Raw genomic sequence first — 26,435 nt, 5'->3', positions numbered from 1 at the left:
AAATGCTTTTTTTTATATTTTTAGTGAAGTAGCTCTGTAACAAGTAATAAACAAACTTGTCAAATACATTGTTTGGCATACTGCCAAACAAAATATTCTTTGAGAGTGCCCCCTATTTTTATAGATTTTTTTAAATACATTTATTGTTTAATCAAGTAATATGAAACAAAAATTATTTCTGATTGGCTTTGTATTAGCCGCTTTTCTATCAAACCTGCAAGCACAAAGCGTTATTGCCTGGAAACAAGCAACATCCGGGGGTTATACCTATAAATTTGTAACCGGCGATCCTACCCACTCTCGCTTTTACGTTTTAAAGAACGGCTTAACTGTAATACTAAGCCCAACAAATAAACAACCTCGCATACAGGCTTTCATAGCTGTTAAAGCCGGTAGCAATACAGACCCGGCCAACCATACCGGCCTGGCGCATTACCTGGAACATTTGATGTTTAAGGGTACCGATAAATTTGGTACGACTGATTACACCAAAGAAAAACCATACCTGGATAAAATAGATGCGCTTTATGAACAATACAACTCAACCACCGATGATGCAAAGCGTAAAGAAATTTACAAAGAGATAGACAAAACATCCGGCGATGCCGCCAAAATATCTATTGCTAATGAGTATGATAAAATGATGGCATCAATGGGCGGTCAAAATAGTAATGCAAGTACCTCGTTTGAGCGTACTGCTTATACAGAAGATATCCCAAGCTCATCTATCGATAAGTTTTTAACCTTGCAGGCCGAGCGTTTCCGTAACCCGATATTACGTATTTTCCATACGGAGTTAGAAGCTGTTTACGAAGAAAAGAACCGTACACTTGATGATGATAGCCGCAAGGTTAATGAGGCTATGTTTGCATCTTTGTTTCCTAATAATAACTATGGCAAGCAAACTACTATAGGTACTATAGAGCATTTAAAAAATCCTTCATTAAATGCCATACGTAATTATTATTATACTTACTATGTGCCTAACAATATGGCCATGGTATTATCCGGCGATTTTAACCCGGATGTAATGATAAAAAAGGTTGATACACACTTTAGCTACATGAAAGCCAAGGCTATCCCGCCGTATAAATTCGACCCGGAAACACCTATAACCAGCCCGGTAAAACGCGACATTTATGGCCCAAACCCCGAGAGCCTGACCATAGCTTTCCGTTTCCCGGGTGCCGCTACCCGCGATGCGCGCCTGCTTGACCTGATGGGTTCTATATTAACAAACGGTAAGGCTGGTTTATTTGATCTTGACCTGGTAAAAAAACAAAAAATGCTTAGCGCCGCCGCCGGCGATTATGCTTTAAAAGATTATAGCGTGTTATTATTGCGTGGCAATCCAATAAAGGGCCAATCATTAGATGAAGTGAAAGACCTTATGCTTGCCGAAATGGCCAAATTAAGAAGCGGCGATTTCTCTGATGATCTGATCACTTCGATAGTAAACAATACTAAAAAAGAAAAAATAGTTGATAACGAAAGCTATGTAAACAGGGCCAGTAACCTGATGAACGATTTTGTTACCAATGTCGATTGGAAGACTGATGTGGCTACCGTTAATGAGCTTTCAAAAATAACCAAGGCCCAAATAGTTGCATTTGCTAATAAATATCTAAATGATAACGACTATGTAATAGTATACAAACACCAGGGCGAAGACAAAAATATCCAGAAAGTTGAAAAACCAACCATTACTCCTGTCGAGGTAAATGCAGGCTCACAATCGGCATTTTTAAAACAGGTAAATGCAATGCCGGATGCTTCGGTAAAACCGGTGTTTCTTGATTATCAAAAAGATATTCAAAGAGCCAAAGCCGGCAACACCGAGCTGCTTTCTGTACAGAATAAAGACAACAGTATATTCAGATTATATTACAGGTATGATATGGGTAGCTGGAACAACAAATTGCTGCCTATTGCTACGCAATACATTCAGTTTTTGGGTACCAAAACAAAAACTGCCGAAGATTTTAGCAAGGCGTTTTACAAGCTGGCATCAGCTTACAACATTTCTGCCGGTACAGAAATTTCAACAGTTAGCTTTAACGGCTTACAGGAAAATTTCTCGGCAACCGTAAAGTTATATGAGGATCTGCTGGCTAACTGCCAACCCGATGAAAAGGCCCTTACAGGTTTAAAAGTGCGTTTAAAGAAAGCCCGCGAAAATGCAAAGCTAAACAAAACAGCTCTTGCACAGGGCCTGGTATCATACGCGCAATATGGTTCATCTAACCCTTTTAACTACACACTAAGTGATGAAGATTTGGATAACATAAAAGCTGAAGACCTGGTTAACATACTGCATAATTTAAACAGCTATAAACACACTATTTTATATTATGGCCCGCAAACTGCCGCGCAGGCTGCTTTAGCGATAAGTAAATTACATAAAACACCTGCTGCCTTTACCGCCTATCCGGCCAAAAAACAGTTTGTAAAACTTGACGTTGATCAAAACAAGGTATTGTTTGCTAACTATGATATGGTACAGGCCGAAATTTACTGGGTACGAAACGAAGGTGCCTACAGCCCCGAGCAAACACCAAAAGTAGATTTGTTTAACAATTACTTTGGTGGCGGCATGAGCACAGTCGTGTTCCAGCAGATTCGCGAATCAAAAGCATTAGCTTATAGTACCTATGCTTACTATATATCTCCAAGCAAAAAAAATGATCAAAATTACTTTTTAGGATATATAGGCACACAAGCTGATAAGCTGAACGAATCGATAAAAAGCATGAACGAATTACTTACCGTTATGCCCGAATCTGAAAAAGGTTTAATAGATGCTAAAGACAACATGCGTAAATCAATAGAAACAGAGCGCATTACCCAGGAAGATATTTTATTTAATTACCTGGCAGCACAACGCCTTGGCTTAAATTATGATGCCCGTAAAACTACATTTAACGCGCTTGGTCAGCTGGATTTTAATTCGATAAAAGATTTTCACGACAAGCAATTAAAAGGTAAAGCTTATACTTATTGTATTGTAGCGTCTGATAAACGCGTGAGCGACAGCGATCTTAAAAAGTATGGTGAGCTAATAAAGCCTACTATGAAACAACTTTTTGGCTATTAATAACTAATTACTGTGCTGTAAAACAAGCACCAACTAAAAATATTTACATAAAAGTTAATTATTTTTAGTTACGCTACAGTCAATAATTAAATAACAACCGCTTAAAATAGATTTGGTATAGGAATTGCTATTATATAACAGCCTCCTATATCTTTAGAAGGCTTAATACAGATAATAAAATGCAACGGATATTGGCGGTTGATGATGATAAAGATCTTTTAGAAGTCTTACAGTTGATACTGGAAGATTCAGGTTACGAAGTAGAGACATTGGTTGACGGAAAATTCCTATTTGAAAGAATAAAAGAAAACCACCCCGACCTTATTTTGCTGGATATTATGTTAGGAGATCTGGATGGTCGTGATCTTTGCCGAAGTGTTAAAGCAAGGAAAGAAACACATGATATACCCGTTATACTATTATCGGCAAGCCACTCTATCACAGATAGCTTTAAACAAAATGGCAACCCCGATGATTTTATTTCCAAACCATTTGATATTGATGTGTTGCTTAACAGTGTAGAAAAACAATTGGCGGCGGCTTAGTATCCATTAATTATCATAAAGCAAGCGGCTGTCTCGAAAGGGATAGCCGCTTCTTATTTTATGGAGATTTTTATTAATTACCCGTTGATATAGCATCGTCATTATTTATACCATGTTTATTCTTTTTAATGTTAGCGTTAAGCCCGCCAAACTTATAACTCACGCTAAAATTAAAATTGCGAAATACCAGGTCTGCATCGTTGATCTGGTAAAATTGATTTGTTTTGGTGTAGGTGGTGAAAGAATAATGACTAGCATAAAGATTATTGCCTGATGCGGTCAATACAAAATTCTTTAGCGTTTTGGTAATGCTCAAAGTAGAATATTTATAATCGTTTGAGCCTCCCTGTAGGTTAACATAACGCCTGTTGTAGCCTCCGCTAACGGCCACAACCCAATCATTATTTAACTTATAGCTGGTGTTAAGAAAAGTGTTGGTGCGCGGCCCCTGGTTGCTATAATATTGACCGTTGTATACGCCCGATATCCATACATAAAAAATGCCGGTGTTAAAGTTAAGGCTCCAGTTATTGTTCAGCATATAATTACCGTTAACAGCCGTACGTAATATTTTATTCTGCCCCACATTTTCATAAGAGTTAATGGTCAGCGTATCGCCGACAACTTTACTAACCGGGATAATGCTGTTGTTAGTGTATAGGTAACTTAAACGCAGGTTCAATGATCCTTTTGTAGATATTTTATTATAACTCAGTTCAAATAAATGACTGATAACCGGTGTAAGAAAAGGATTTCCTGTATTGATGATCTGTGGATTGGTTTTATCTATATAGGGATTTAACTGTGACATACCAGGACGCTGTAACCTGTTGGTAATACCAAAAGTCAAGCTGTTGTTTCCTTTTAAATTTAATTGAACCGATAAGGAAGGAACAACATTGGTATAGTTAGTATTTAACAGCGAGCCATTTGATGAAAAGTTTGCATTTACTCTTGTATGCTCGGCTCGTACGCCTCCCTGGAATGTCCATTTAGTTATTTTTAACATATATGAATTATACAAACCGTAAACATCCTGCTTATAATTGAAATTGTTTATAAGTGTTGGATCATTAACAAAGCCTGTTGCAGTAGCTATTTGCCCGCCAGAGTTACTGAAATTATCTCTGAGTATAGCTTTTGCTCCGGCTTCTATGGTTAAATTTTTATGCGGGTGAACATAATCTACTTGTACGGTATGTTCCCATGACGAAGCATCATTTTGCTGATTATTATCAGGGTCATTATAGTTGAAACGGTTAACAGCCGAAACATTGCTATATTGCCCTAATAGGTAATAATTATATCGGTAAGAAAAAGTTACCAGCTCACCTTTATGGTGTTTAAATCCAATTTCATAATTCAACCCGGCATCAGTACCTAAAAAGTTATAGCCACCATTAGTAAGCAAATTGTACGACTCCAATATATTTCCACCGGGAACAGAGTAAACCGAAAATGGATTGTAATAACGGGTGTATTTCCCTGCAAAATAATCAAATACACCTGTTAACAAGTGGAGGGTATCAACCTCGTACGTTAATTGAACACTGCTATTAACCGAGTTGCCGTGAGCTGCATTTTCACCCTGCTGCGATAAAATAGTTGGTGTACTGCCAACCGTTTCCCTGAAATTACTTGGATGGTTAGGTGCAGCGGGTTGCTGGCCGATGCCAACAAAACCGCTTATGCCTAATTTATCTTTTTTAGCGGTGGCAGAAAGATTAAGGTTTGGCCCGAATACGTTGTTGTATCGCGCACCTGCTACAGCATTATAACTATTGTTGTTTGTTTTTTTAGTGGTAATGATATTAATAATACCCGCAAGGCCCTCGCTATCATATTTTGCAGGCGGGGTTGTAATTACTTCAATGCGAACAATTACATCGGCGGGCATAGAACGCAAAACGTTACTCGGGTTATTATCTATTAAAGGTGACGGCTTGCCATTAATAAAAATTTTGTAGCTGCCGCTTCCCTGCAACTGTATATTGTCATTGCCATCAACAGTAACCAATGGGGTACGGCGCAATACGTCCAGCGCATTTTGTCCTTTAGTTTGCGGATCGGCTTGTACATCATAGCTTAAACGATCAATCTCCTGCTTTATCAATGGCTTTGATGCCGTTATCGCGACAGCTTTTAACTGGCTGCTATTTGTTGATAACAAAATGTCGCCCAAATCATTAACCGGCTTATCCAATTTTATTGATATAGTTTTAGCTTTATAACCAATATAGGTTAGCGTTAATTTATAGTCATTGATACCGGTAATGGGAATAGTTAGTTGAAACTTACCGCTATCGGCAGTTTGTACGCTTTTTACAGCTAGGCTTTTAGCATTTTCTTTCAGGGTTACGTTTACGTAGGCAAGGGGTTGATGGTCAGCGGAATCAATTATCTTGCCCGTTATTTTTAATGGTTTTTTGGTTTGGGCAAATAATAAAAGGGTAGATAATAACAGAAATAAAACAGTAAGTAACCAATTTTTCATAAACAGAGTTTAGTCACAAGGCACGACAAAAAAGTAAGTGTTGCATTGAGGCAATATCTTTTTTTTGCTTTTTTTTCAAAAATTTGGATTTGCAGTTTTAAAATCAATACTTGTAATTTATGTAAGATAGCTTTTACTCACATCGTTAAAGTTTTCCACACCTATACCTCAATTTTCTTATCTGCGTTAAAAAAGTGTTATCCACAGTTGTTAATTACTAATGTGGATTGCATTTTTGTGTTTAGCTAATTTAGCGTCACCATTTACACGCACTTATGATAAGGATCAAATACAGCATACTCCCTATATTAATATTTTTTGCGCTTAATTTACGTGCCCAGCAAAGCCCATCGTTCCGGGTTTATCATACCTACCATGCCGCCGGCGAGCTTTTAGAGAAAGGTATGTATGTTGCCGCATCGCAGCAATACCGCCTGGTAATGGACTCGAAGCTAAAAACTACCAATCAGCCGCAGTTTGAGAGTGAATTATCGCTAATAAAAGAAAACTCGCAATACTATGTAGCCTTATGCGCGTTGGAGTTAGGTAATGATGACGCCGAAAGCCTTTTCCTGAAATTTATCAATGAGCATCCGGAAAACCCATTGGCTAAACTGGCTATTTACCAGATAGGCCGGTCGTACTCTAAAAAAGGACTGTATAAAGAGACCCTGCAATGGTTTGATAAAATAACCGCCGGCCAGTTAACCGGCAGCGAAAACACCGAATATAAATTCCGCAAGGGTTATGCTTATTTTGCTTTAAAAGACTATACCAACGCGCAATTACAATTTAGCGAGGTAAAAACCAGGCGCTCGCCATTTACGGATGATGCCACTTATTATTTTGCTTATATAGCATATTTAAATCAGGATTATCATTTAGCGTTGGTGAATTTTGAGAAGTTAAAAAACTCGAAAAAATACATTAACAGCTACCCTTATTATATTACTGCCGTTTACTTTTTAGATAAACGTTATGATGATGTCCTAAGCTATGCGGTACCTATAGTAAACAATACCAAACAGCAAAACGAAACCGAAATGCTGCGCATTATTGCCGCCTCATACTTTGCAAAGGTTAACTATGATAGCGCTGTAAAATATTACGACCGCTTTGAAGCCCGCGACCAGGGCAAAACCCAAAGCACACAGGATAGCTACCAAATGGGTTATGCTTACTATAAAGTTGGCAACTACGCCAAATCGGCAAATGAGTTGGAGCGCTTGATTGAACAAAAAGATGCCTACAGCCAAAGCGGCAGCTACACTTTAGGCGAGGTTTTCCTGAAAATGAGTAACAAGCAAAGCGCGCGTAACGCTTTCTTAAACGCATCAAAACTTAGTTTTGATAAACAATTACAGGAAGATGGTTTGTATCAATACGCCAAATTATCTTACGAGCTTGACTTTAATACCCAGGCATTAGAGGCTACACGCTTATACTTAAAAAATTACATCAACTCGCCGCGTACTACCGAGATGAAGGTTTTGCTGGGTGAGGAACTATTAAACTCGCGCAATTACAAAGAGGCGGTTGAGATCCTGGAGCCTATCCCCAATAAAACACAAAGCGCTAAAATCGCTTATCAAAAAGTTACCTATTATCGTGGCTTAGAGTTTTACAATGAACGCGCGTTCGAGAATGCTATCGGCATCTTCCTTCGCTCATTAAAAACACCTGTTGATAGCAAAATTAAAGCCTTAACTACCTACTGGATGGCCGAGTCAATGTACGAAGTGCGTAAGTACACCGAGTCGGTATCAACCTTCCAGGACTTTTTGGATCTGCCCGAGGCACGCGAAACCAACGTATATAATTATGCTAACTACGCATTGGCTTACGCGGCTTTTTACGGCGAGAAATATCGCACCGCAGCCACTTACTTCCAGAAGTTCTTAGATGGAGAGGAAAAAGACCGCAACACCATTAATGATGCCATAACCCGTATCGGCGATAGCTATTTTGTATTGAAAAGCTATGAAAAAGCATTAGAGTATTATAACCGTATAATTAACCAGCATATAAAAGGCGAGGATTACGCCCTATTTCAGCGTGGTATGATACAAGGTCTGCAAGGCGCGCCTGATACTAAGATCACCACGCTTAAAGATCTGTTAACCAAGTTCCCAAATTCTGATTACGCGGACGATGCCGATTTTGAAATAGCCTACACATACTTTATTAAAAACGATGGCCCGACAGCTAAAACAGCATTGCAGGCCATGATACAAAAATATCCGCGCAGCAGTTATATACCCCGCGCGTTGATCACTATTGGTTTAATCGACTATAACGCAGGCAGTGATGATGTAGCGGTTGAATCATTTAAACAGGTAATAAAAGACTACGCCTCGACAGATGAAGCTAAACAGGCGTTAAAACAAATAGAGAAAATATATACTGATAAAGGCGATGCGCAAACTTTCATTGCGTATGCTACTACCACCCCTATTGGTAATTACACCACTGCCGAGCAGGAAAGCATTATGTATACCGCTGCCAATAACCTTTACTTACGCGGCGATTGGACCGGTGTTGTAGCTGCGGTTGGTGGTTACTTCGAGAAATTCCCTACCAAGCCTATTTATGAGAAACAGGCCCGCTTTATCCGTGCGCAGGCATTGGTTAATTTGAAACGGGATGACGATGCCATAATTGATTACAACGTAATATTGAACGACTGGACCAGCACGTCAACCGAGCAATCATTGATAAGCATGGCTAAGTTGTATATCAATAAGAAAAAATATAATGACGCGGTAGTATTCTTGAAAAAGCTGGAGATCTCATCAGAGTACAAGGCTGATTATAGCTTCGCGATAAACAACCTGTTGTTATGCTACGCGCAAATGCACGCTGCTGATGATGCGCTAAACTATGTTAAGCTGATTAGGGCCAACGAAAAATCTGCACAGGAAGACAAGTTCAGGACAGGTTTATATGCCGGCTTAGCCTACCTGCAAAAAGGCGATACTACTGCTGCCGTAAATGAGTTTGACTATACTATAAGCAATACCAAAACCATAGCGGCTGCCGAGGCTAAGTATAACATCGCTTACATACAATACTTAAAGCACCAGTACAAAACATCGCAAAAAACCTGTTTTGAGATTGCCAAGGAAATGCCTAACTACGATTACTGGATAGCCAAAACCTTTATTTTATTGGCTGATGATTACGTGGCCCTGAAAGACAATTTCCAGGCTAAAGCTACCCTGCAAAGCATATTGGACAACTACAAAGGCAATGATGAAATTTTAGCAACGGCTCAACAAAAGCTGGATAAAATATCGCCGTCAAAACCTGCCAAATCACAACAAGGCACGGACGACATGAAACAAGACTCGACACAAAACAAACCGGTTAATAAAGGATAAAAGAAGACAAGCACATGAAATTAAAATACACCTACACGCTGTTTACTTTGATCATGGTATTATACTTTGTTCCGGCAAACGCGCAAAAAAGTACCAAGTCTAAAAAAGCCGCTGCTACTAAAACAGTAAAGAAAGCACCGGCCAAGGCTCCGGCCAAACCAACGGCAGCTAAAAAACAAACCGATGCGAAAGCATTGGGCGATGCAGCTTCAAAAGTGACCGGTAAAGATACCGTTGGCAAAGGCGGCGCCGCAAATACTCCACCACCAAACGGCGGCAGTTTATCCGAAGAAATTGTGGTAACAACAGCCTACAAACCGGTATTAGCCGATGCGGTAAAAATACGCCGCAACCCCGACCTGGAAGATAAAACGCCCTATAAAGCGCCGTTAACCTATGCCCCGCTGGATAAACGCTTAGAGCAAAACTCTGAGATAAAACAGCTGGATGCCATGAAGATACCGGCACAAGTAGATACTTTGCCTTATAACAATCTAATAAAGGGAGCCGTTGGGAATTTAAAAACTACTTTCTTTGAAGGTTATTTTGGCAATGGCAAGGATGAAGCGTTACAGGTTGGCGGTTATGTTAAACACATAAGCCATAGCGGTACCACCTATAATAAACAAAATACAAGCAATGACCAGGTTGGTGTATTTGGCAAAAGCATTGGCGCTGTGAATACGCTATCTGGCCGAATAGACTATACCAATAGCAGCAATTATTTTTATGGTTATGATAAAGTTAACCCGCCTGCTAAACTGGATGTTGCTCATCAATATTTTAACACATTAGCCGGCGAAGGCGAAATTGCCAAGAACTATAAAGACGTTGAGAAGGATTTTACCTATGCCTTAAAATTAAAAGGTTATGTATTTGGCGACCGATTTAAAGCAAGAGAGAACAACCTGGTATTGGCAGGTTTTTTAAACCAGACTATCAACCAGTTCTATACCGGTTTAACCGCATCGCTTGATCTGAGTACACAAAAAGATTCGTTATACTCTTTCAACAACAGCATAGTAAGGGTTAACCCGTATATCAAGTTCCAGGGCGAGGCTTATAAAATTGACGCAGGCGTAAACATAGTTGATGAGTTTGGCTTTGCCAGCCGCTTCTCTATCTTCCCTGCTGCTAAGTTAGAGTACCAGGTAATACCTAAATATGTACGCTTATTTGTTGAGGCTAAAGGCGATATAAATAAATCATCCTTAAAAGATTTTTACGGCATCAACCCATTCCTGGGCAGAAATTTAGCGATACAAAATTCGGTAGATAAACTGGATTTAAGCGCCGGGTTAAAAGGCACCCTTGCACCGGGTTTAGGCTTTAAAGCCGATGTATACCACAACAGTGTTAAAAACATGCCGCTGTTTGTAAGTAACTTCTATTTCGCAGGAGGGCAAAACAGGTTTGCTGTTATATATGATAATGGTACGGCCACCATCAATGGCTTTAACGGCGAGCTGGATTACAAAGCATCAGGCGATGTAGATCTGTTTGGAAGGGTTGAGTTTAAAGATTACCACATGGCATCAGAGGCGCAAGCCTGGAACATGCCTAAATTTAAACTAACAGCAGGTACATCTATCAATATAAATGATAAGGTTAAGATCAACGGTTCATTATTGTTTCGCGGTGTTGCTTATGATAAGCCTAACGCCGCGGCATTTGCTGCCTCGTATGGAGGAGTTGCTATGCCGGCCTCTATTTTATCAGAAGTTAGCTCGTTTATGGACCTGAGTGGCGGGGTTGAATATAGGGTGAATAAACAGATATCCATTTTTGGACACGTTAATAACATTTTAAATTCAACAAATCAAACCTGGTTGTACTATCCTGACTACGGATTTAATATATTTGGCGGCGCGAGCTTTAGTTTTTAAGGCTTTTGAAGTTATATAATTAACCGTTACTTTTAGCAAATGGATGTAGGCTTTTATTTAGGCGAATTGCTAATGCAGCAAGGCGAAGTAAGTGTACCCGGGCTGGGCTACTTTGTCCAGGTGCGTGTAAGTGGTTATTATGACGAGGCTACGCGCAAATTTCATCCACCCTATCACCAGGCGCAGTTTGATGTACAGTCGATTGATGATGATGCATTGGCCGAATATATAGCCCAGAAAAAAAACATATCCGTTGCATCAGCCAAATACTTTGCCGAAAAATATATTACCGACTTAAAGCAACAGGCTTTACTGAGCGAGGTACCTATTGGTAACCTGGGCTGGTTTTATACAGAACTTACCCAGTTAACCTTTAAGCCTACCGATAAAATAATTGACGATACTATTTTTTACGGTTTTGAGCCCATCAGCATAAATAAAATTGGCGATGTTAAGCCGGTAGAAGAAAGGCCAAAAGTAGAACTGAATTTCCCGCCCAAGTTTGCTCCGCCAAAACCAGCAATAACCGAAGAACAACCGGGAGAAATACCTGCGTCAGCCGAGCAGGCACAAACAATACTGCCTGGCCGTGTTTACGATGAAGAGCAAGCAGGCGTATCATCTGAATTTTTTGACCCGGATAGCGGGGAAGAAGAAACCCGGAACCCGCTACGCTTATTACTGATTATATTAATAGGTATGGTAGTAATAGGCGCTGGCATATTTGCGTTATATCATTATAAGCCCGATACCTTTGCTAAGATGGTTTTCTGGCAACACAAAACTAAAGTTGTAGATAGCGTTAAACCAAAACCAGTAATAGTGGCTAAACCAGTGGTTACAGATACTGTTAAAGCAGACACACTAACGGTTAAAAAAGATACAGTTGTTAATGCTGCACCTAAAAAAACAGAAACAATAATTATACAGCCGGTCAACCCAAAGAAAAAGGAGACAATTATATCGCAGCAACCTGTGGTAACAGCACCGAAGAAAAAGGAAACCATTATTTCGCAGCAACCGGCAACAATTACAAATAATACAATACCCGTTGCTACAAAGCAACCTGTATTAACAACGCCTAAAAAAGCAAGGGTGGTAACTAAAACGCCGGAAGAAGTTGCAGATAAAGCCGGCGTGATCAATGCCAAACCATCAGACGCGGTAGGCACCAGGCGTTTTGAGGTTTACGCGTTTAACGCCACAACCATTGAAGAGGCTAACGCGGCCATTAAAAAAATGAAAAAAGCCGGGCTTGACCCACGGTGGGTAACAGATGCTACCGGCACACTTTATCATATATCCATCGGCCATTTTGCTACTAAGGAAGAAGCTAAGGATTTTGCGTTTCAAATGATAGAATTGGGCAAAGTACCGGGTGGCGATGCTTATGCAATAGAAATTATACCACAAAAATAACACAACATATTAATGCAAGCAGTTACAGACACCGTTAAACATTTAACAGACACCGCTAATCATGCCGCACAGCAGTTAGCCGCTATACCCGCCCAGGATCTTCGCTTTGGCGATTTGATATTAAAAGGTGGCTGGGTAATGCTTCCGATAGGGATATTGGCTGTATTGGGTTTAGTTATATTTTTTGAAAGATATTTTACCATACGTAAAGCCTCAAAAAACGAATCGAACTTATTACAACAAGTGCGCAGTAGTATACATTCGGGTAATTTGGAGTCGGCCATTGCTATTTGCCGTAACAATAACTCGCCGTTGGGCCGTATGCTGCAAAAAGGTTTGTTACGTATTGGCCGCCCTATTAAGGATATTGAGGGCGCTATCGAAAACATAGGCAAGCTGGAAGTAGCCAAACTGGAAAAAAATATAGGCATACTGGGCATTGTTGCCGGTATAGCGCCCATGTTTGGTTTCCTGGGTACAATTGCCGGGGTAATTAAGATCTTTTACGATATCTCTAAAACCGATAACATCAGTATGGGTGTAATATCAGGCGGTTTATATGTAAAGATGGTAACATCGGCAGCGGGTTTATTTGTAGGTATTGTGGCTTACGTATGCTACCATATTTTAAATATGATGGTTGATAAGGTGATACTGCAATTAGAGACCGATGCTATTGAATTTATTGATCTGTTAGAAGAACCCAGCAAATAATGAATTTAAGAAAGAGAAAAAGGGGAGCGTCTGCCGAGGTGCATACTTCGGCCATGAATGATATCATGTTCTTCCTGCTTTTGTTTTTCCTGATCGCATCGACGGTAACCAATCCAAACGTCATCAAGCTGATGCTGCCAAAATCATCAAGCGGGCAATCGGTATCTAAAAAAACAATAACGGTATCAATAACCAAGGACCTTAAATATTACGTTGATAAAAAGGAAGTACCGGTAGCCGACTTAAACGCCAGCCTGTTAAGCTATAAAGCCATAGCAACCGAACTAACCATTGTACTATACGTAGACAAAACCGTAGCCATACAAGATGTGGTACAGGTAATGGACATAGCACAGAAACTGAATATTAAACTGGTACTGGCAACGGAACCGAAGGGGTAGAAATTAGTTATGAGTGTTGAGTTATGAGTTTACAGTATATAAACTCATAACTCAACACTCATGACTCAAAACTAAAAAATGAACTACTTACAAGAAGAAAATAACTATCCAAAAGCATTTGCAGCTACAGGCGTGATCCTGGCGCTTGTGATGGCTTTATGTTATTTTATTGTGTTCACTAACCCGCCGAAAACCCAGGACGGCACAGGTGGTATATTGGTAAATTACGGCACTACGGACGAAGGCATGGGCAGCGATTACATGAGCACCGAGCAGCCATCCCAGTCGGAAAAAGCTAACCATACTAAACCGGATAAGGTAACTAAAGCCGCCCCTACCGAGCAAAAAACTCAAACAGAAACCAGCGACAAAAACGTAGTAACCCAAAATACAGAGGCCGCGCCCGAAGTAGCGGCCAATACCAAAAAGCCAACCAATACCGTAGCTACCCAGCCAACCAAAGCGGTTACCAAGCCAACAGTAAACCAAAACGCGTTATATAAAGGTAAAACCAACAACGGCGTTGGCGAAGGCGACGGAACAACCGGCACACCCGGTAACCAGGGCAAACCAACCGGCAGCACACTAACCAATAACTATAACGGTACAGGCTCCGGCAATGGCGGCAGCCTGATGATGGAACAACGCAACTTTACCAGCAAACCCGCTATAAATGATAATGGCCGCCATACCGGCAAAGTAGTGGTTGATATACGTGTTGACAAAAACGGCAACGTAATATACGCCCGTGCCGGCGCCCGCGGCACAACCATAAGCGACTCGAACCTGCTTGAAAAATGCGAAGAAGCCGTAAAAAACTCCAAACTTAACCCGCTCGACTCGGCCCCCGACCCCCAGATAGGTACGGTGGTTTTTGTGTTTAAGGTGAATTAAGATGGTTAAGGCACAAGTAGCCTTTGCGTACTTGTCTGGCCCGACATACTTGCGCCAGCGGGGGCTGGTACTAGTGCTGGTGGGTAAATAATTCATATATTGAGAGGCTAAACTAATAGCCTCTTTTTTATGCCTGTAAAAATTAAACAAACACAGCAAAATAAATCACAATGGGTAGATTATGAAAACTATTTTCATAATTACATAAATAATGATTTATATGAAACCTTACAGATAAAGGATGTTTATGAATTATACAACCGAATATCAGGGCAAGAACTATGGCAGACCACTTTAGAAAAGAAAGCGGCGATTGAAGCATTAAATAAGCATCCTGATATTTTTAGGATTGAATACTCCGATAAAAACACCATTGTCAAACCAAGAGAGAAGCCAAAACCAACAAGTCAATACGAGCAAACGGGCTCTGAATTAATTTTAGAGAGCATAAGAGAAGCCCAGTATGCTAAGATTTCTGAAAAAAGTTCTACAAATATTCCATCAATGAGCAACAAAGACGAAAAAGCAATTGCATTATTTGAGGCACAAAAGCTGAAAATAGATGCTTTTCCTAATTCAGACGATCAGTTTTGGCGTGATGAAACACTGGGATTAGTCGAAAAATTTATTGGTAAAGAAACAAGCCAATATGGATTATTAAGTAGCCATACTTTTTGGCCAAATCCAAAAGCAATAAATGTAGAAACAGAGGAGTCGCAACGCGAGCGTGGACGAAAAATGATTGATTTGTGTATTTCACACATAAAAGCACACGGAATAAAAATCGAACCCTCTCCGCAACCGATTATAAACTACAATACCGTTGTCCATTCTGGAAATCTATATCAAGACCTATCCCGTGATAACCAGATTAAAAAGCATAAGGTTAAAATGAATAATCCAAGCGCTATTTCAAAGTCTCCAATAATAGAAAAATGGGGGCTATGGGTTGCTATTGCAAGCGGGGTGATAGCCTTATTGACAGGGTTAAAAACCTGTGGAATATAGGCGTATAATCCTTTATATTTAATCCCCCTCTCTCTTGTCCCAAGTGGTATGTAGTTACCCTCAAGAGGGGAATCGCACAATTCCAACGCTTTTTTCGATCTTCCGAACACCCATGGTGATAACACCAACAAAGGCGCAGGTTACAATTTCTCACTCGGGGTCGAGAATGGACGATAGGCAGCTATATCCATATTCAAGCATCTGTTTGTAAGTATATGATGTGCGTTAATTGGCAAACAATACCTAATTTTGACTAATCTAACTACAAAAAAAACCAATGAGTAATCCAAAAATAATAACCATTGCAGCTAACAGCAATAACCCATTAACAGTTAACCGCTTAGGCTATGGCACTATGCGACTTACCGGCCCCGAGATTTACGGAGAGCCACAAAATCGGCCTGAAGCCCTGCAGATTTTAAAGCAGGCTATTGAAAGCGGCGTTAATTTTATTGATACTGCCGATTATTACGGTGAAGATGTCACCAACCGTTTAATAGCGGAAGCTATATATCCATACCCGAAAGATTTGGTGATCTGCACTAAAGTTGGTGGGGCTCGCAAGCCCGATAAAAGCTGGGTTCCTTTTAACAAGCCGGAGAACTTGCGTACCAGCATTGAAAACAACCTGCGTACACTTAAAATTGACCAGGTAATATTGGTGCATTTTAGGGCAATGGGCGGCGCCATGAATTTTGGACAATCCATGGAAGCTATGTTCAAGATGCAGCAGGAAGGTAAAATATTGCATGTTGGCGTAAGCAATGTTACCAGGGAAGAATTGGAAACAGCCATGAAAATGGGCGAAATTGCCACTGTAGAAAACATGTATGGTCACGCGCAGCGTACTACACATAAAGCAGGTCATATGGAAAGTAACGGAGGCGAAGAAGTACTGGATATATGCGAAAAAAATGGGATACCGTTAGTGCCTTATTTTTCATTGTTCCTGTCAATGCCAAAAAAAGATACGCGCATTGCCCAGATCGCCAAAAAATATGGGGTAAACGAAATACAGGCAAATATTGCCTGGCTGCTGCATAAATCTCCCTGGATTTTGCCCATCCCCGGAACTTCATCGCTGGCACATTTTCAAGAAAATATGTTAGCCGCCAACATTAAGCTGACTGAAGAAGATATGCAATTTTTAGATTAACTTATGTTGCTGCTCGCCCTTGTTGGTGTTATCACCAATAAGTACCGATATTTTGTAAATTAGCAAAATGGCCCATATTAATTTTGACTATCGTACCCCCGCTGGCGCAAGTATGTCGGGCCGGGCTAGGGTATTTTAATGAGCGGAACAAAAAATGCGCCCATTTTTTCGTATTTTTGTTAGAATAGTAAGGCATCTTCAAAAAGCCCCAAAACACAAAATTGTCAACGTTAATTTATAGGCTTTTTAAATAGCTTATTTTACTAACTACCTGTAATTCAATAAATTATCCAATAAAAACACTACCGGCATAAGCCCTGATACCCGAAAAATTGGGTTTTTTACTACCGGCATTACCGTCAATGCCCGAAAAACGCCCCAAATTACTACCGGCAAAACATGTAATACCCGAAAAATGGTAATTTTTACTACCGGCTAAAACAGTTAAACCAGTGTGAATTTTCATCTCGTGTAAATAACATTTAGTTAATAGCTTTGCAGTAGCAAAATGAACTACCAGCAAACCATCGATTACCTATACGCACAGCTACCCGTATTTACTCGTGTAGGCATCTCGGCCTATAAAGCTGATCTGAATAATACCATTGAGCTTTGTAATCGCCTGAACAATCCTCAGTATAAATTCAAAACCATCCATATAGCCGGGACCAATGGTAAAGGCTCCACCTCGCACATGCTGGCGGCAGTGCTGCAGGTAGCGGGTTATAAAACCGGGCTGTATACATCCCCGCATTTAAAAGATTTCAGGGAGCGGATCCGTGTTAATGGCCAGATGATCAGCCAGCAAACAGTAATTGATTTTGTAGCCAAACATCAACCGGATTTTGAGGAGATCCAACCCTCCTTTTTTGAAATGACGGTTGGCTTGGCTTTTGATATTTTCGCTAAAGAAAAGGTAGATATAGCTGTTATTGAAACCGGGTTGGGCGGCAGGTTGGATTCGACTAATATCATCACTCCGCTCCTATCCATCATTACCAATATCGGCTGGGACCATATGAATATCTTAGGCGATACACTGCAACTCATCGCTGCCGAAAAAGCCGGCATCATCAAACCCAACATCCCCGTAATCATCGGCGAAGGACAGGATGAGGTTGCCGATATTTTCATCCGCAAAGCGGAACAGGAAAATGCGTCTATTAGCTTTGCATCTGAATTATTTAATTCAAAAGTTAAAAGTCAAAGGTCAAAAGGATGGGACGATCTGTTGGAAGTTGAAATCACCGAAAACTCACAACTCATTACTCACAACTTACAACTGGATTTAACCGGTAGTTACCAACTTAAAAATATAAAGACCGTATTGGCCACGGTAAATGAGTTACGCGCACAAGGCTTTATAATAACTGACGATCATATAAAAACTGCCCTGCGCCAGGTTAAAACCTTAACAGGTTTGCATGGTCGTTGGGAAGTGCTAAGCAAAAACCCATTAACTATTTGCGATACGGGGCATAACCCTGATGGCATACAGGAAGTTTTGAAAAACATTGCCAACGTGCAGTATAACCAGCTGCATTTTGTTATCGGTATGGTGAATGATAAGGATAGCAGTAAAGTATTATCCATGCTACCAACTAATGCTATTTACTATTTCTGCCGGCCCGATATGCCGCGTGGATTGGAGGCTGAAAGCTTAAAGCAACAAGCGGCTTTATTTGGGTTGAGTGGTGATGCATACTCGTCTGTAAAAGCCGCGTTAGCATCAGCACAAAAAAAGGCTAATGATAGCGACCTTGTATTTGTGGGCGGGAGTACGTTTGTGGTGGCAGAGATTGTCTGAAAAATTCTATTTTTACTGTTCTTAAATACACAATATGAGCAAAATTACCTGGGGTATAATTGGTTGCGGCAACGTGACGGAGAAAAAAAGCGGGCCGGCACTAAGCAAGGTGCCTAACAGTAAGTTAATAGCCGTAATGCGCCGCAATGCCGAAAAAGCTGCCGACTATGCCCGCCGTCACAACATAGGCAAATGGTATGCTGATGGCGAACAGTTAATGAACGACCCGGAGATCAATTCGGTTTATGTGGCTACCCCACCGGCTTCGCATATTGATTATACCTTATCGGCCCTAAAAAAAGGATTAAACGTTTACATAGAAAAGCCCGTAACCCTAAACGCTGCCGAAGCTATTAAAATAGCCGAGGCCGTTAAGCAAAGCACGGGCAAGGTATCAATAGCGCATTACCGCCGGGCGCAGCCTTTCTTTTTAAAGATAAAAGAGCTATTAGATACTAAGGTTATCGGCGATGTCCGCACCGTACAGATAAGGATGTGGCAAAGCCGTAAACCGGCCCTGATAACCCACTTAGAAGATAACTGGCGCATAAACCCGGCGCTATCTGGCGGTGGCTATTTCCATGACCTGTCACCACACCAACTCGACCTGATGCTCTATTTTTTTGGCGAACCCGAATATTATAATGGCCGCGGACTCAATCAATCAGGCGCTAACCCTTGCGATGATAATGTAAGTGGCCTGCTGATATTTAAAAATGGCGTTGTTGTTAATGGTTCATGGTGCTTTAACGTTACCGAAGAAGAATCAATTGACCGATGCGAAATAATAGGATCAGAAGGCAGTATCAGTTTCCCGTTTTTTAACGCCCCGCATACCATAACTTTAAAAGTCGGCGGCCTAGAAGAATTGATAACCTTCCCATCGTTAGAGCATGTGCAGCAGCCGATGATAGAAAAAGTAGTAAACTATTTTAATGGGGAGGGCGATAACCCCTGCTCGATAGATGATGCTATTGTGTTAATGAAGATCATTGACGCGTTTACAGCCCCACCCAACCCTCCCCAGTAGGGAGGGCTTTTAATAGAAACAAAAAAAGTCTCCCCTACCGGGGGAGATTTAGAGGGGGCTTGGGCTTATTTCTTCGGCACCTTAGCCCCTTCCTTCCTCGCCTCTGATAGCCCAATAGCGACAGCCTGCTTTTTACTGGTTACCTTTTTACCGCTGCCGCTTTTTAGTTTGCCTGCTTTCATTTCGTGCATTGTTTTCTCAACTTTTTCACCTGCTTTTTCTGAATATTTAGCCATGATATTAATAATTAAGTAAATGATATTAATCCATGCAAAATATTTGCCAATTTTACGAGTATGAACCGCATATCAGAAACCGATCTTATATTAAATGCCGATGGCAGCGCCTACCACTTAAACCTGCACCCCGGCGACATTGCCGATACCGTAATTACCGTAGGCGACCCTGACCGTGTTGGCGAAGTAAGCAAGTATTTTGATTTCATCGAACTAAAAAAAGGAAAACGCGAGTTCATTACCCATACCGGCACCATCGGCAATAAAAGGCTGACCGTACTATCAACCGGTATTGGTACCGACAATATCGACATTGTTTTTAACGAGCTGGACGCATTGGTTAATATCGATTTTAGCACGCGTAGAGTGAACCAAACCCTGCGCAGCCTAAACATTATCCGCATCGGCACATCAGGGGCTGTACAGGCTGATATTGCTATTGACAGCCTGCTACTATCATCGGCAGCATTTGGGTTAGATCCGTTAATGCATTATTATAAACAAACACTAACCGGTAAGGAGCAAGACCTGCTTAATGCTTTTAAAGCAACATTACCGGCAGATGCTATTTTATCACCCTACATAGCCTCGGCAGGTGCAAATTTACTAGCCAAATTAGGTAACGGCGAGCAGCAAGGCATAACTATTACCGCGCCCGGCTTCTACTCGCCACAGGGTCGCCAGGTACGAGCCGTGGCAGCCATTCCAAATTTGATTAATATTATACAGCAATTCAATTTTGAGGGCCAACGCATTACCAATTTAGAAATGGAAACAGCAGGCATATATGGCCTGGCCGCAAGTTTGGGCCACCGGGCAGTATCGTGTAACGTTATACTGGCTAACCGGGTTACGCAAAAATTCAGCATGCAACCTGCAAAGATCATGGATCATTATATTAAGCAATTATTAGAGCGGCTGGCAAAATATTAGCCGATCCAAAAGCATTGATATATTTTAATAAAAACCGTGCTGCTTAATCATTTATTATTATCTTCAAAACATATATACGGCGGTAACGTTTTATCCTACTAAATTTATATAATGACGACAAAAAAAATCATAGCTCCGTTTTACGAACGATTATCGCTGGTACTTATTGGTATTTTGTCGCTGGGTTTTTTAATTATACAAGGCAAAGAAATGCTCGACCCTTTAATATTCGGCTTTCTGTTCGCTATTCTTTTATTACCGGTTTCGGGGTTTTTAGAGCAAAAGTTACGTATGCCGCGCAGTGCATCATCTTTTGTATCCATTCTATTATTAATAGGCTTTATAAGCGGGATATTATACCTGGTAGGCTCGCAAATATCAAAGCTGATGGACGACTGGCCCATGCTGCAAAAGCAACTGGCACAATCTGTAAACAATATATCCGATTGGATACAAGGAACATTCCACTATAATTTAGCCAAACAAAAAACATATGTAGCTAACACAGAGAAAAAGATAATATCATCAGGCACAGAAGTAATAAGCACAACATTTGGTGCCATATCATCATTACTGTTGTTCTATGTGTTCATCATGATATTCACTTTCTTCCTGCTGTTTTACAGGAAGTTGCTGTTTGGTTTTATTTTACAAGCTTTTGGTAAAGACAATGAGCACATTGTACATGATATAGTAGAAAACATACAAGGCATTTTAAGACAATATATATTGGGCCTGCTGCTCGAAATGGTAATAGTTGCTACCGTTGCCTGTACAGCGTTTTGGATGATAGGTATAAAATACGCCGTGCTGCTGGGCATAATTGTCGGGCTGTTTAATATTATCCCCTACCTGGGGATATTTTCGGCGCTGTTTTTAAGTGTGCTCATCACCTTTGCCACCGGGCCGATAACGAATGCTGTCGAAGTAGGCATAAGCGTAATAGCTATTCATCTTGTTGATGCTAACGTGTTGTTACCCGCTGTAGTAGGCTCAAAAGTACGGCTAAACGCGCTGATTACCTTTTTAGGCATTATACTGGGCGAAATGATGTGGGGGCTTTCGGGCATGTTCTTATCCATCCCTATGATGGCCATATTTAAAATAATCTTTGATCGTGTTGAAAGTACTAAAGCCTGGGGCTACCTGCTGGGCGGCGATTATGAGTTCAAAAAATCGGCAGAGAAAAAAATGAAAACGGAGTAGTGCTTACTCACCCCGATCATCGCTTCGCTTGATCACCCTCTCTTTCGCAAGCGGTAAAGAGGGTTTTTAAAAGCCCCCTCTCCTTTGAAGAGGCTAACCCTCTTTCCGCCAAAGGCGAAGCGTAGGCGGGGTGAGTTAACGGCTTTTTCCTATCTTTACACCCAGTATGAAGTACCTGCGCCTGCTATTATTTCCTTTTTCTTTGATCTACGGATTAATTGTGGGTATACGCAATTGGTGCTATGATACCGGCCTGTTTAAAAGCCGGCAATTTGATCTGCCCATCATATCAGTTGGTAACCTTGAAGTCGGTGGTGCCGGCAAAAGCCCTATGACAGAATATTTGATTCGCCTGTTAAAAAAAGATCATCGATTGGCAACACTAAGCCGTGGTTATGGAAGAGAAACAAAAGGGTATCAATTGGCTACCGTCACTGCAACTGCAACTCAAATAGGCGATGAACCCGCACAGTTTAAACATAAATTCCCTGATATTACAGTTGCGGTTTGCGAAAAACGGGGTGACGGCATTGAGCAGCTAATAAACGATCATGAGGTGATTATCCTTGATGATGCCTATCAACACCGCGCAGTTAAGCCCGGGTTAAGTATTTTGTTGTTTGATTTTAACAATCTTAACAATCCGCACTGGGTGTTGCCTGCCGGTAATTATCGCGAACCATTTTACGGAAAATGGCGGGCCGGTATTATTATTGTGAGCAAATGCCCGGCAGATCTGCCCCAGGCCGAGCTGGAAAAAATAGTGGCTGATATAGCACCTCAACCCTACCAGCAAATGTTTTTTACAACCATAAATTACCTGGGTTTGCAGGATATGAATAGCAATCAGGCTGATACAGCTATTGATGCAGATACTACAGTTTTCCTACTGACCGGCATCGCCAATGCCGATCCGCTGGTTAACTATATAAAAAAACAAACTTTACACGTTATACATCATAATTATCCCGATCACCACCGCTTTAGCTTAAAAAATATCACTAAACTTGCCGATGAATTTGCTGACTGCACATCACAAAAAAAAGTGATCATCACAACAGAAAAGGATGCACAGCGTTTAGGAGAACAAGAATTGCTGCCGCTTGTTAAAAAGCTACCTGTTTTGGTACTGCCAATAGGTATTAGTTTTTTACATCACCAGCAGGAATTTAATGAAATGATTATTGAATATGTCAGGAAATATAGAGAGCACCACCCAGTACATTAAAAGCCGCATAGGCGATTTTGTACCCGAAGTTGGTATAATTTTAGGCACTGGTTTAGGTGGCCTTGTAAGCGAAATTGAGGTTGAAAAACAGTTAATGTATAGTAACATTCCTGATTTCCCTATCTCAACTTTAGAATTCCATTCGGGTAAATTAATATTTGGTACACTTGGCGGCGTAAAAGTTGTAGCCATGCAGGGCCGTTTGCATTATTACGAAGGTTATAGCATGCAGCAAATCACCTTCCCCGTTAGGGTGATGAAAATGCTGGGTATTAAAACCCTGTTCGTATCAAACGCCAGCGGCGCTTTAAATCCAGCCTTTAAAAAAGGTGACCTGATGGTTATCGAAGATCATATCAGCCTGCAACCGGAAAACCCCTTGGTTGGCCGTAACGATGCCGAGCTTGGGCCACGTTTTCCGGATATGAGCGAGCCTTATAAACATTCTTTGATTGATAAGGCCTTAACTATCGCAAAAAAAAACAATATAACTTGCCATAAAGGCGTGTATGTTGCGGTAACCGGGCCAAATTTAGAAACCCGTGCCGAGTATCGTTACTTACGCATTATTGGCGGCGATGCCGTTGGCATGAGTACCGTACCCGAAGTGATCGTAGCCAATCACATGGGCCTGCCGGTATTTGCCATATCGGTATTAACGGACGAAGGTTTCCCTGAGGTGCTTAAACCTGTATCGGTTGAAGAGATCATCGCGGTAGCCATGGCGGCCGAGCCACAACTTACCCTAATACTTAAAGAATTGATTGCCGGTTTAAATGCCTGATAAATTAAAATATATACTCTTACTACTGATCTGTTTTGCAGCAAATCTTGCTGTCGCGCAAATCAATCCTACCAGGCCTTATAATCCTGCTAATCCGTATAACCCCAATAATCCGTATAACCCTAATGATCCAAATCAAAGAAATGGGTTACGGAACGATACGGCGCGCCAGGGTAAGCAAATGAGTGGTGACGAAATGATAGATACCTTACGCAAACGCGAGCAGCAAGCACGCGATACTGTTATCTTCACCGCTAAATTTATTAAAGTTACCAATGAGGCTTTGCTCAAGGATAGTACACAACTATTCCCTATTGATACTACGTTGGCAAATTTCGAGAATTACAGCCCGCTTTTTCAACCCCGATCGCCTAAAATAAGTTTGGGCAGTACTATCGGGCTGGCGGCGCGGCCATTATTGTTTGAGCCATCTAAAATAATTGGATTTGATGTGGGTCTGCACGCCCTTGATCTGTTTTTACTGACACCGCAGGATATTCAATATTATAACGCCCGCGTGCCTTTTAGCCTGTTATCTTTATATACAGCCGGCGCGGCCGAGCAGTACTTTAAGGTTTTGCATACCCAAAATATTAAACCTAACTGGAATATTGGCTTTAACTTAAACTTTGTTGGCTCGCGCAATTTTTACAGCAATAACCATGTGCTTGGGCAAAACGTAAGCGATTTAAATGCCGCGGTATTTACCTGGTACGAATCAAAAAGCAAGCGGTACAACCTGTTGGCTAACCTGATATTTAATAACCTTAAATCGCCGGAAACGGGCTCTATATTAAACGACTCGGTTTTTACCAGTGCAAGCGGATCATTTGATAAAAGTACCGAACCTGTGCGCCTGCCAAACAACTTCGAGAACTGGAAAACCGGCGGTATTTACATTAAACAGTTTTACTATATAGGGCGCATTGATACTACCATCCGTAAAAACACGGCAAACATATTGCCTACCCAGCGGGTAAGCTACACCTTTAATTACAATGTAACCAAATACGAGTTTTTACAAAACGATCCGGATACTTACCATGTGTTCCCCGACTATTATTTTAGCTCTAACCGGTCGCGCGACTCGCTTACCTTAACCCATTTACAGAATGATTTTGGATACAGCTTTTACCTGCGGGGCAAATCAAAACAGTTTGTAAAAAACGAATTGAAGCTCGACCTGGGGCTTACGCACGACTTATATAGCTATACCCAATTTGTAAGCGATACTACTATTGATCAATATGGTAGTAAACAGCGCCTGCCCGATAAAAAGCAGGATGCTTCTTTCCAAAATATCACCATCCATGGTAAGCTTAGTTACCGGTTTAGTGACAGGGTAAATTTAGAAACTACCGTTAATCAAATAGCCGTAGGCCATAATTTTGGCGATTTTTTGTATGATGCAAAAGCGGTATTAGCGGGTAACAATAAGGCCGGTAAAATAATCCTGAATGGTTATGTGCAAAGCAGTTCGCCATCATTAGTAACTACCAATTGGATAAGCAATCACTACATATTCCATAACAGTTTTAAAAATCAAAAAACTACCAGTGTATCCTTCAATTATATTAACAACCCGCTGCAAATTGATTTTAAGGCCGAATATTTTTTAATTACCGATTACCTGTATTTTGCCGCGCAGCCAGGCGGTATTGACGCGCACCCGGTACAGGTAGCCAGTAATATCAATTTGCTAAAAGTAAGCCTTGGTAAAAACCTGAGCTGGCACGACCTGCACTTTGACAACTATATTGTTTACGAAAAAACCGACTACCAATCTACCCTGCGTGTGCCCGAAGTTTATACGTACAGCAGCCTGTATTATAATGCCTATTTATTTGATGCGCTAAAAATGTCGACAGGTATGAATGTGCGTTTTAATACGTCATACGTAGCCCCGTCATACGCGGTTGGTTTGGGCCAGTTTTATAACGGGGCAAATCCTACATTTTCATCTTACCCGGTAGCTACCGTGTTTTTTAAAGGCACTATAAAACAAACCAATATTTTTGTGGCTTATGATTATGCTAACCAGGGATTATTTAGCAAAGGCTACTACACCGTTAACCGTTACCCGCAACAAGATGCCGCGCTTAAATTTGGGGTGAGCTGGATGTTTTTCCAATAAGTTTAGTTTGCAGTGGCCAGTTTGCAGTTTGCAGTTTGCAGTAATATATTTACAATGCCAACTGCAAACTAAAAACTGCTAACTGA

Annotated in this window: 20 protein-coding genes; 17 read left to right on the top strand and 3 right to left on the bottom strand. The window is 40.9% G+C overall.

Annotated elements, in window-relative coordinates:
* The first annotated feature begins 160 nt into the window (after positions 1-160).
* Positions 161-3,094 (top strand): pitrilysin family protein, encoded by a 2,934-nt coding sequence (locus JWQ34_RS06490; RefSeq protein WP_299355666.1) that lies wholly within the window; start codon positions 161-163, stop codon positions 3,092-3,094.
* 179 nt (positions 3,095-3,273) lie between these two features.
* On the top strand, positions 3,274-3,639 hold the full coding sequence (locus JWQ34_RS06485; RefSeq protein WP_299355664.1) for a response regulator transcription factor: 366 nt from the start codon (positions 3,274-3,276) through the stop codon (positions 3,637-3,639).
* Between the two features lie 73 nt (positions 3,640-3,712).
* Here the strand turns inward: JWQ34_RS06485 and JWQ34_RS06480 are convergent, their stop codons facing one another.
* The gene (locus tag JWQ34_RS06480) at positions 3,713-6,133 is read right to left on the bottom strand and encodes an outer membrane beta-barrel family protein (protein ID WP_299355662.1); all 2,421 of its coding nucleotides are present in this window, start codon (positions 6,131-6,133) and stop codon (positions 3,713-3,715) included.
* 275 nt (positions 6,134-6,408) lie between these two features.
* Here JWQ34_RS06480 and JWQ34_RS06475 point away from each other — a divergent pair, with 275 nt between their 5' ends.
* From JWQ34_RS06475 to JWQ34_RS06440, 8 genes are all read left to right on the top strand, one after another.
* The gene (locus JWQ34_RS06475; RefSeq protein WP_299355660.1) at positions 6,409-9,513 is read left to right on the top strand and encodes a tetratricopeptide repeat protein; all 3,105 of its coding nucleotides are present in this window, start codon (positions 6,409-6,411) and stop codon (positions 9,511-9,513) included.
* 14 nt (positions 9,514-9,527) lie between these two features.
* Positions 9,528-11,399, top strand: coding sequence for a hypothetical protein (locus JWQ34_RS06470; protein ID WP_299355657.1), 1,872 nt, complete (start codon positions 9,528-9,530; stop codon positions 11,397-11,399).
* Between the two features lie 39 nt (positions 11,400-11,438).
* Positions 11,439-12,818 carry an SPOR domain-containing protein gene (locus JWQ34_RS06465; protein ID WP_299355655.1) on the top strand — a complete coding sequence of 460 codons (1,380 nt, stop codon included), beginning with the start codon at positions 11,439-11,441 and terminating at the stop codon, positions 12,816-12,818.
* 12 nt (positions 12,819-12,830) lie between these two features.
* Positions 12,831-13,532, top strand: coding sequence for a MotA/TolQ/ExbB proton channel family protein (locus JWQ34_RS06460; RefSeq protein WP_299355653.1), 702 nt, complete (start codon positions 12,831-12,833; stop codon positions 13,530-13,532).
* Positions 13,532-13,933 (top strand): biopolymer transporter ExbD, encoded by a 402-nt coding sequence (locus tag JWQ34_RS06455; RefSeq protein WP_299355651.1) that lies wholly within the window; start codon positions 13,532-13,534, stop codon positions 13,931-13,933. The genes JWQ34_RS06460 and JWQ34_RS06455 overlap by 1 nt, the downstream gene beginning before the upstream one ends.
* Positions 13,934-14,011: 78 nt before the next feature.
* The gene (locus JWQ34_RS06450) at positions 14,012-14,827 is read left to right on the top strand and encodes an energy transducer TonB (protein WP_299355649.1); all 816 of its coding nucleotides are present in this window, start codon (positions 14,012-14,014) and stop codon (positions 14,825-14,827) included.
* A gap of 129 nt (positions 14,828-14,956) precedes the next feature.
* Complete coding sequence (locus tag JWQ34_RS06445) at positions 14,957-15,835, top strand: hypothetical protein (protein ID WP_299355647.1); 879 nt, start codon at positions 14,957-14,959, stop codon at positions 15,833-15,835.
* Positions 15,836-16,112: 277 nt separating this feature from the next.
* Entirely contained in the window at positions 16,113-16,991 is an 879-nt protein-coding gene (locus JWQ34_RS06440) for an aldo/keto reductase (RefSeq protein WP_299355645.1), read from the top strand.
* A gap of 286 nt (positions 16,992-17,277) precedes the next feature.
* On the opposite strand, the gene JWQ34_RS06435 is transcribed toward JWQ34_RS06440, so the two are convergent.
* Complete coding sequence (locus JWQ34_RS06435; protein ID WP_299355643.1) at positions 17,278-17,457, bottom strand: hypothetical protein; 180 nt, start codon at positions 17,455-17,457, stop codon at positions 17,278-17,280.
* 42 nt (positions 17,458-17,499) lie between these two features.
* Here JWQ34_RS06435 and JWQ34_RS06430 point away from each other — a divergent pair, with 42 nt between their 5' ends.
* Together JWQ34_RS06430 and JWQ34_RS06425 are read left to right on the top strand one after the other, a co-directional pair.
* Positions 17,500-18,798: a folylpolyglutamate synthase/dihydrofolate synthase family protein gene (locus JWQ34_RS06430; protein WP_299355641.1), complete on the top strand. Its 1,299-nt coding sequence runs from the start codon at positions 17,500-17,502 to the stop codon at positions 18,796-18,798.
* Positions 18,799-18,832: 34 nt separating this feature from the next.
* Positions 18,833-19,828 (top strand): Gfo/Idh/MocA family oxidoreductase, encoded by a 996-nt coding sequence (locus JWQ34_RS06425; RefSeq protein ID WP_299355639.1) that lies wholly within the window; start codon positions 18,833-18,835, stop codon positions 19,826-19,828.
* Between the two features lie 65 nt (positions 19,829-19,893).
* On the opposite strand, the gene JWQ34_RS06420 is transcribed toward JWQ34_RS06425, so the two are convergent.
* Positions 19,894-20,064 (bottom strand): DUF6496 domain-containing protein, encoded by a 171-nt coding sequence (locus JWQ34_RS06420; protein WP_299355637.1) that lies wholly within the window; start codon positions 20,062-20,064, stop codon positions 19,894-19,896.
* Positions 20,065-20,124: 60 nt separating this feature from the next.
* Here JWQ34_RS06420 and JWQ34_RS06415 point away from each other — a divergent pair, with 60 nt between their 5' ends.
* The 5 genes from JWQ34_RS06415 (at position 20,125) to JWQ34_RS06395 (ending at position 26,349) form a co-directional block, all read left to right on the top strand.
* Positions 20,125-20,997: a nucleoside phosphorylase gene (locus JWQ34_RS06415; RefSeq protein WP_299355635.1), complete on the top strand. Its 873-nt coding sequence runs from the start codon at positions 20,125-20,127 to the stop codon at positions 20,995-20,997.
* Between the two features lie 111 nt (positions 20,998-21,108).
* Entirely contained in the window at positions 21,109-22,203 is a 1,095-nt protein-coding gene (locus JWQ34_RS06410; protein ID WP_299355633.1) for an AI-2E family transporter, read from the top strand.
* A gap of 166 nt (positions 22,204-22,369) precedes the next feature.
* Positions 22,370-23,431, top strand: coding sequence for a tetraacyldisaccharide 4'-kinase (gene lpxK, locus JWQ34_RS06405; RefSeq protein ID WP_299355631.1), 1,062 nt, complete (start codon positions 22,370-22,372; stop codon positions 23,429-23,431).
* On the top strand, positions 23,394-24,215 hold the full coding sequence (locus JWQ34_RS06400; protein ID WP_299355629.1) for a purine-nucleoside phosphorylase: 822 nt from the start codon (positions 23,394-23,396) through the stop codon (positions 24,213-24,215). The genes lpxK and JWQ34_RS06400 overlap by 38 nt, the downstream gene beginning before the upstream one ends.
* Positions 24,208-26,349, top strand: coding sequence for a putative porin (locus tag JWQ34_RS06395; RefSeq protein ID WP_299355627.1), 2,142 nt, complete (start codon positions 24,208-24,210; stop codon positions 26,347-26,349). Before JWQ34_RS06400 ends, JWQ34_RS06395 begins: the two co-directional genes overlap by 8 nt.
* The last annotated feature ends 86 nt before the right edge of the window (positions 26,350-26,435 follow it).

Source organism: Mucilaginibacter sp. (assembly GCF_028288185.1).
Lineage (GTDB): Bacteria > Bacteroidota > Bacteroidia > Sphingobacteriales > Sphingobacteriaceae > Mucilaginibacter.
Note: the sequence above shows the minus strand (reverse complement) of the source record. Positions and strands in the feature narration are given on the sequence as shown.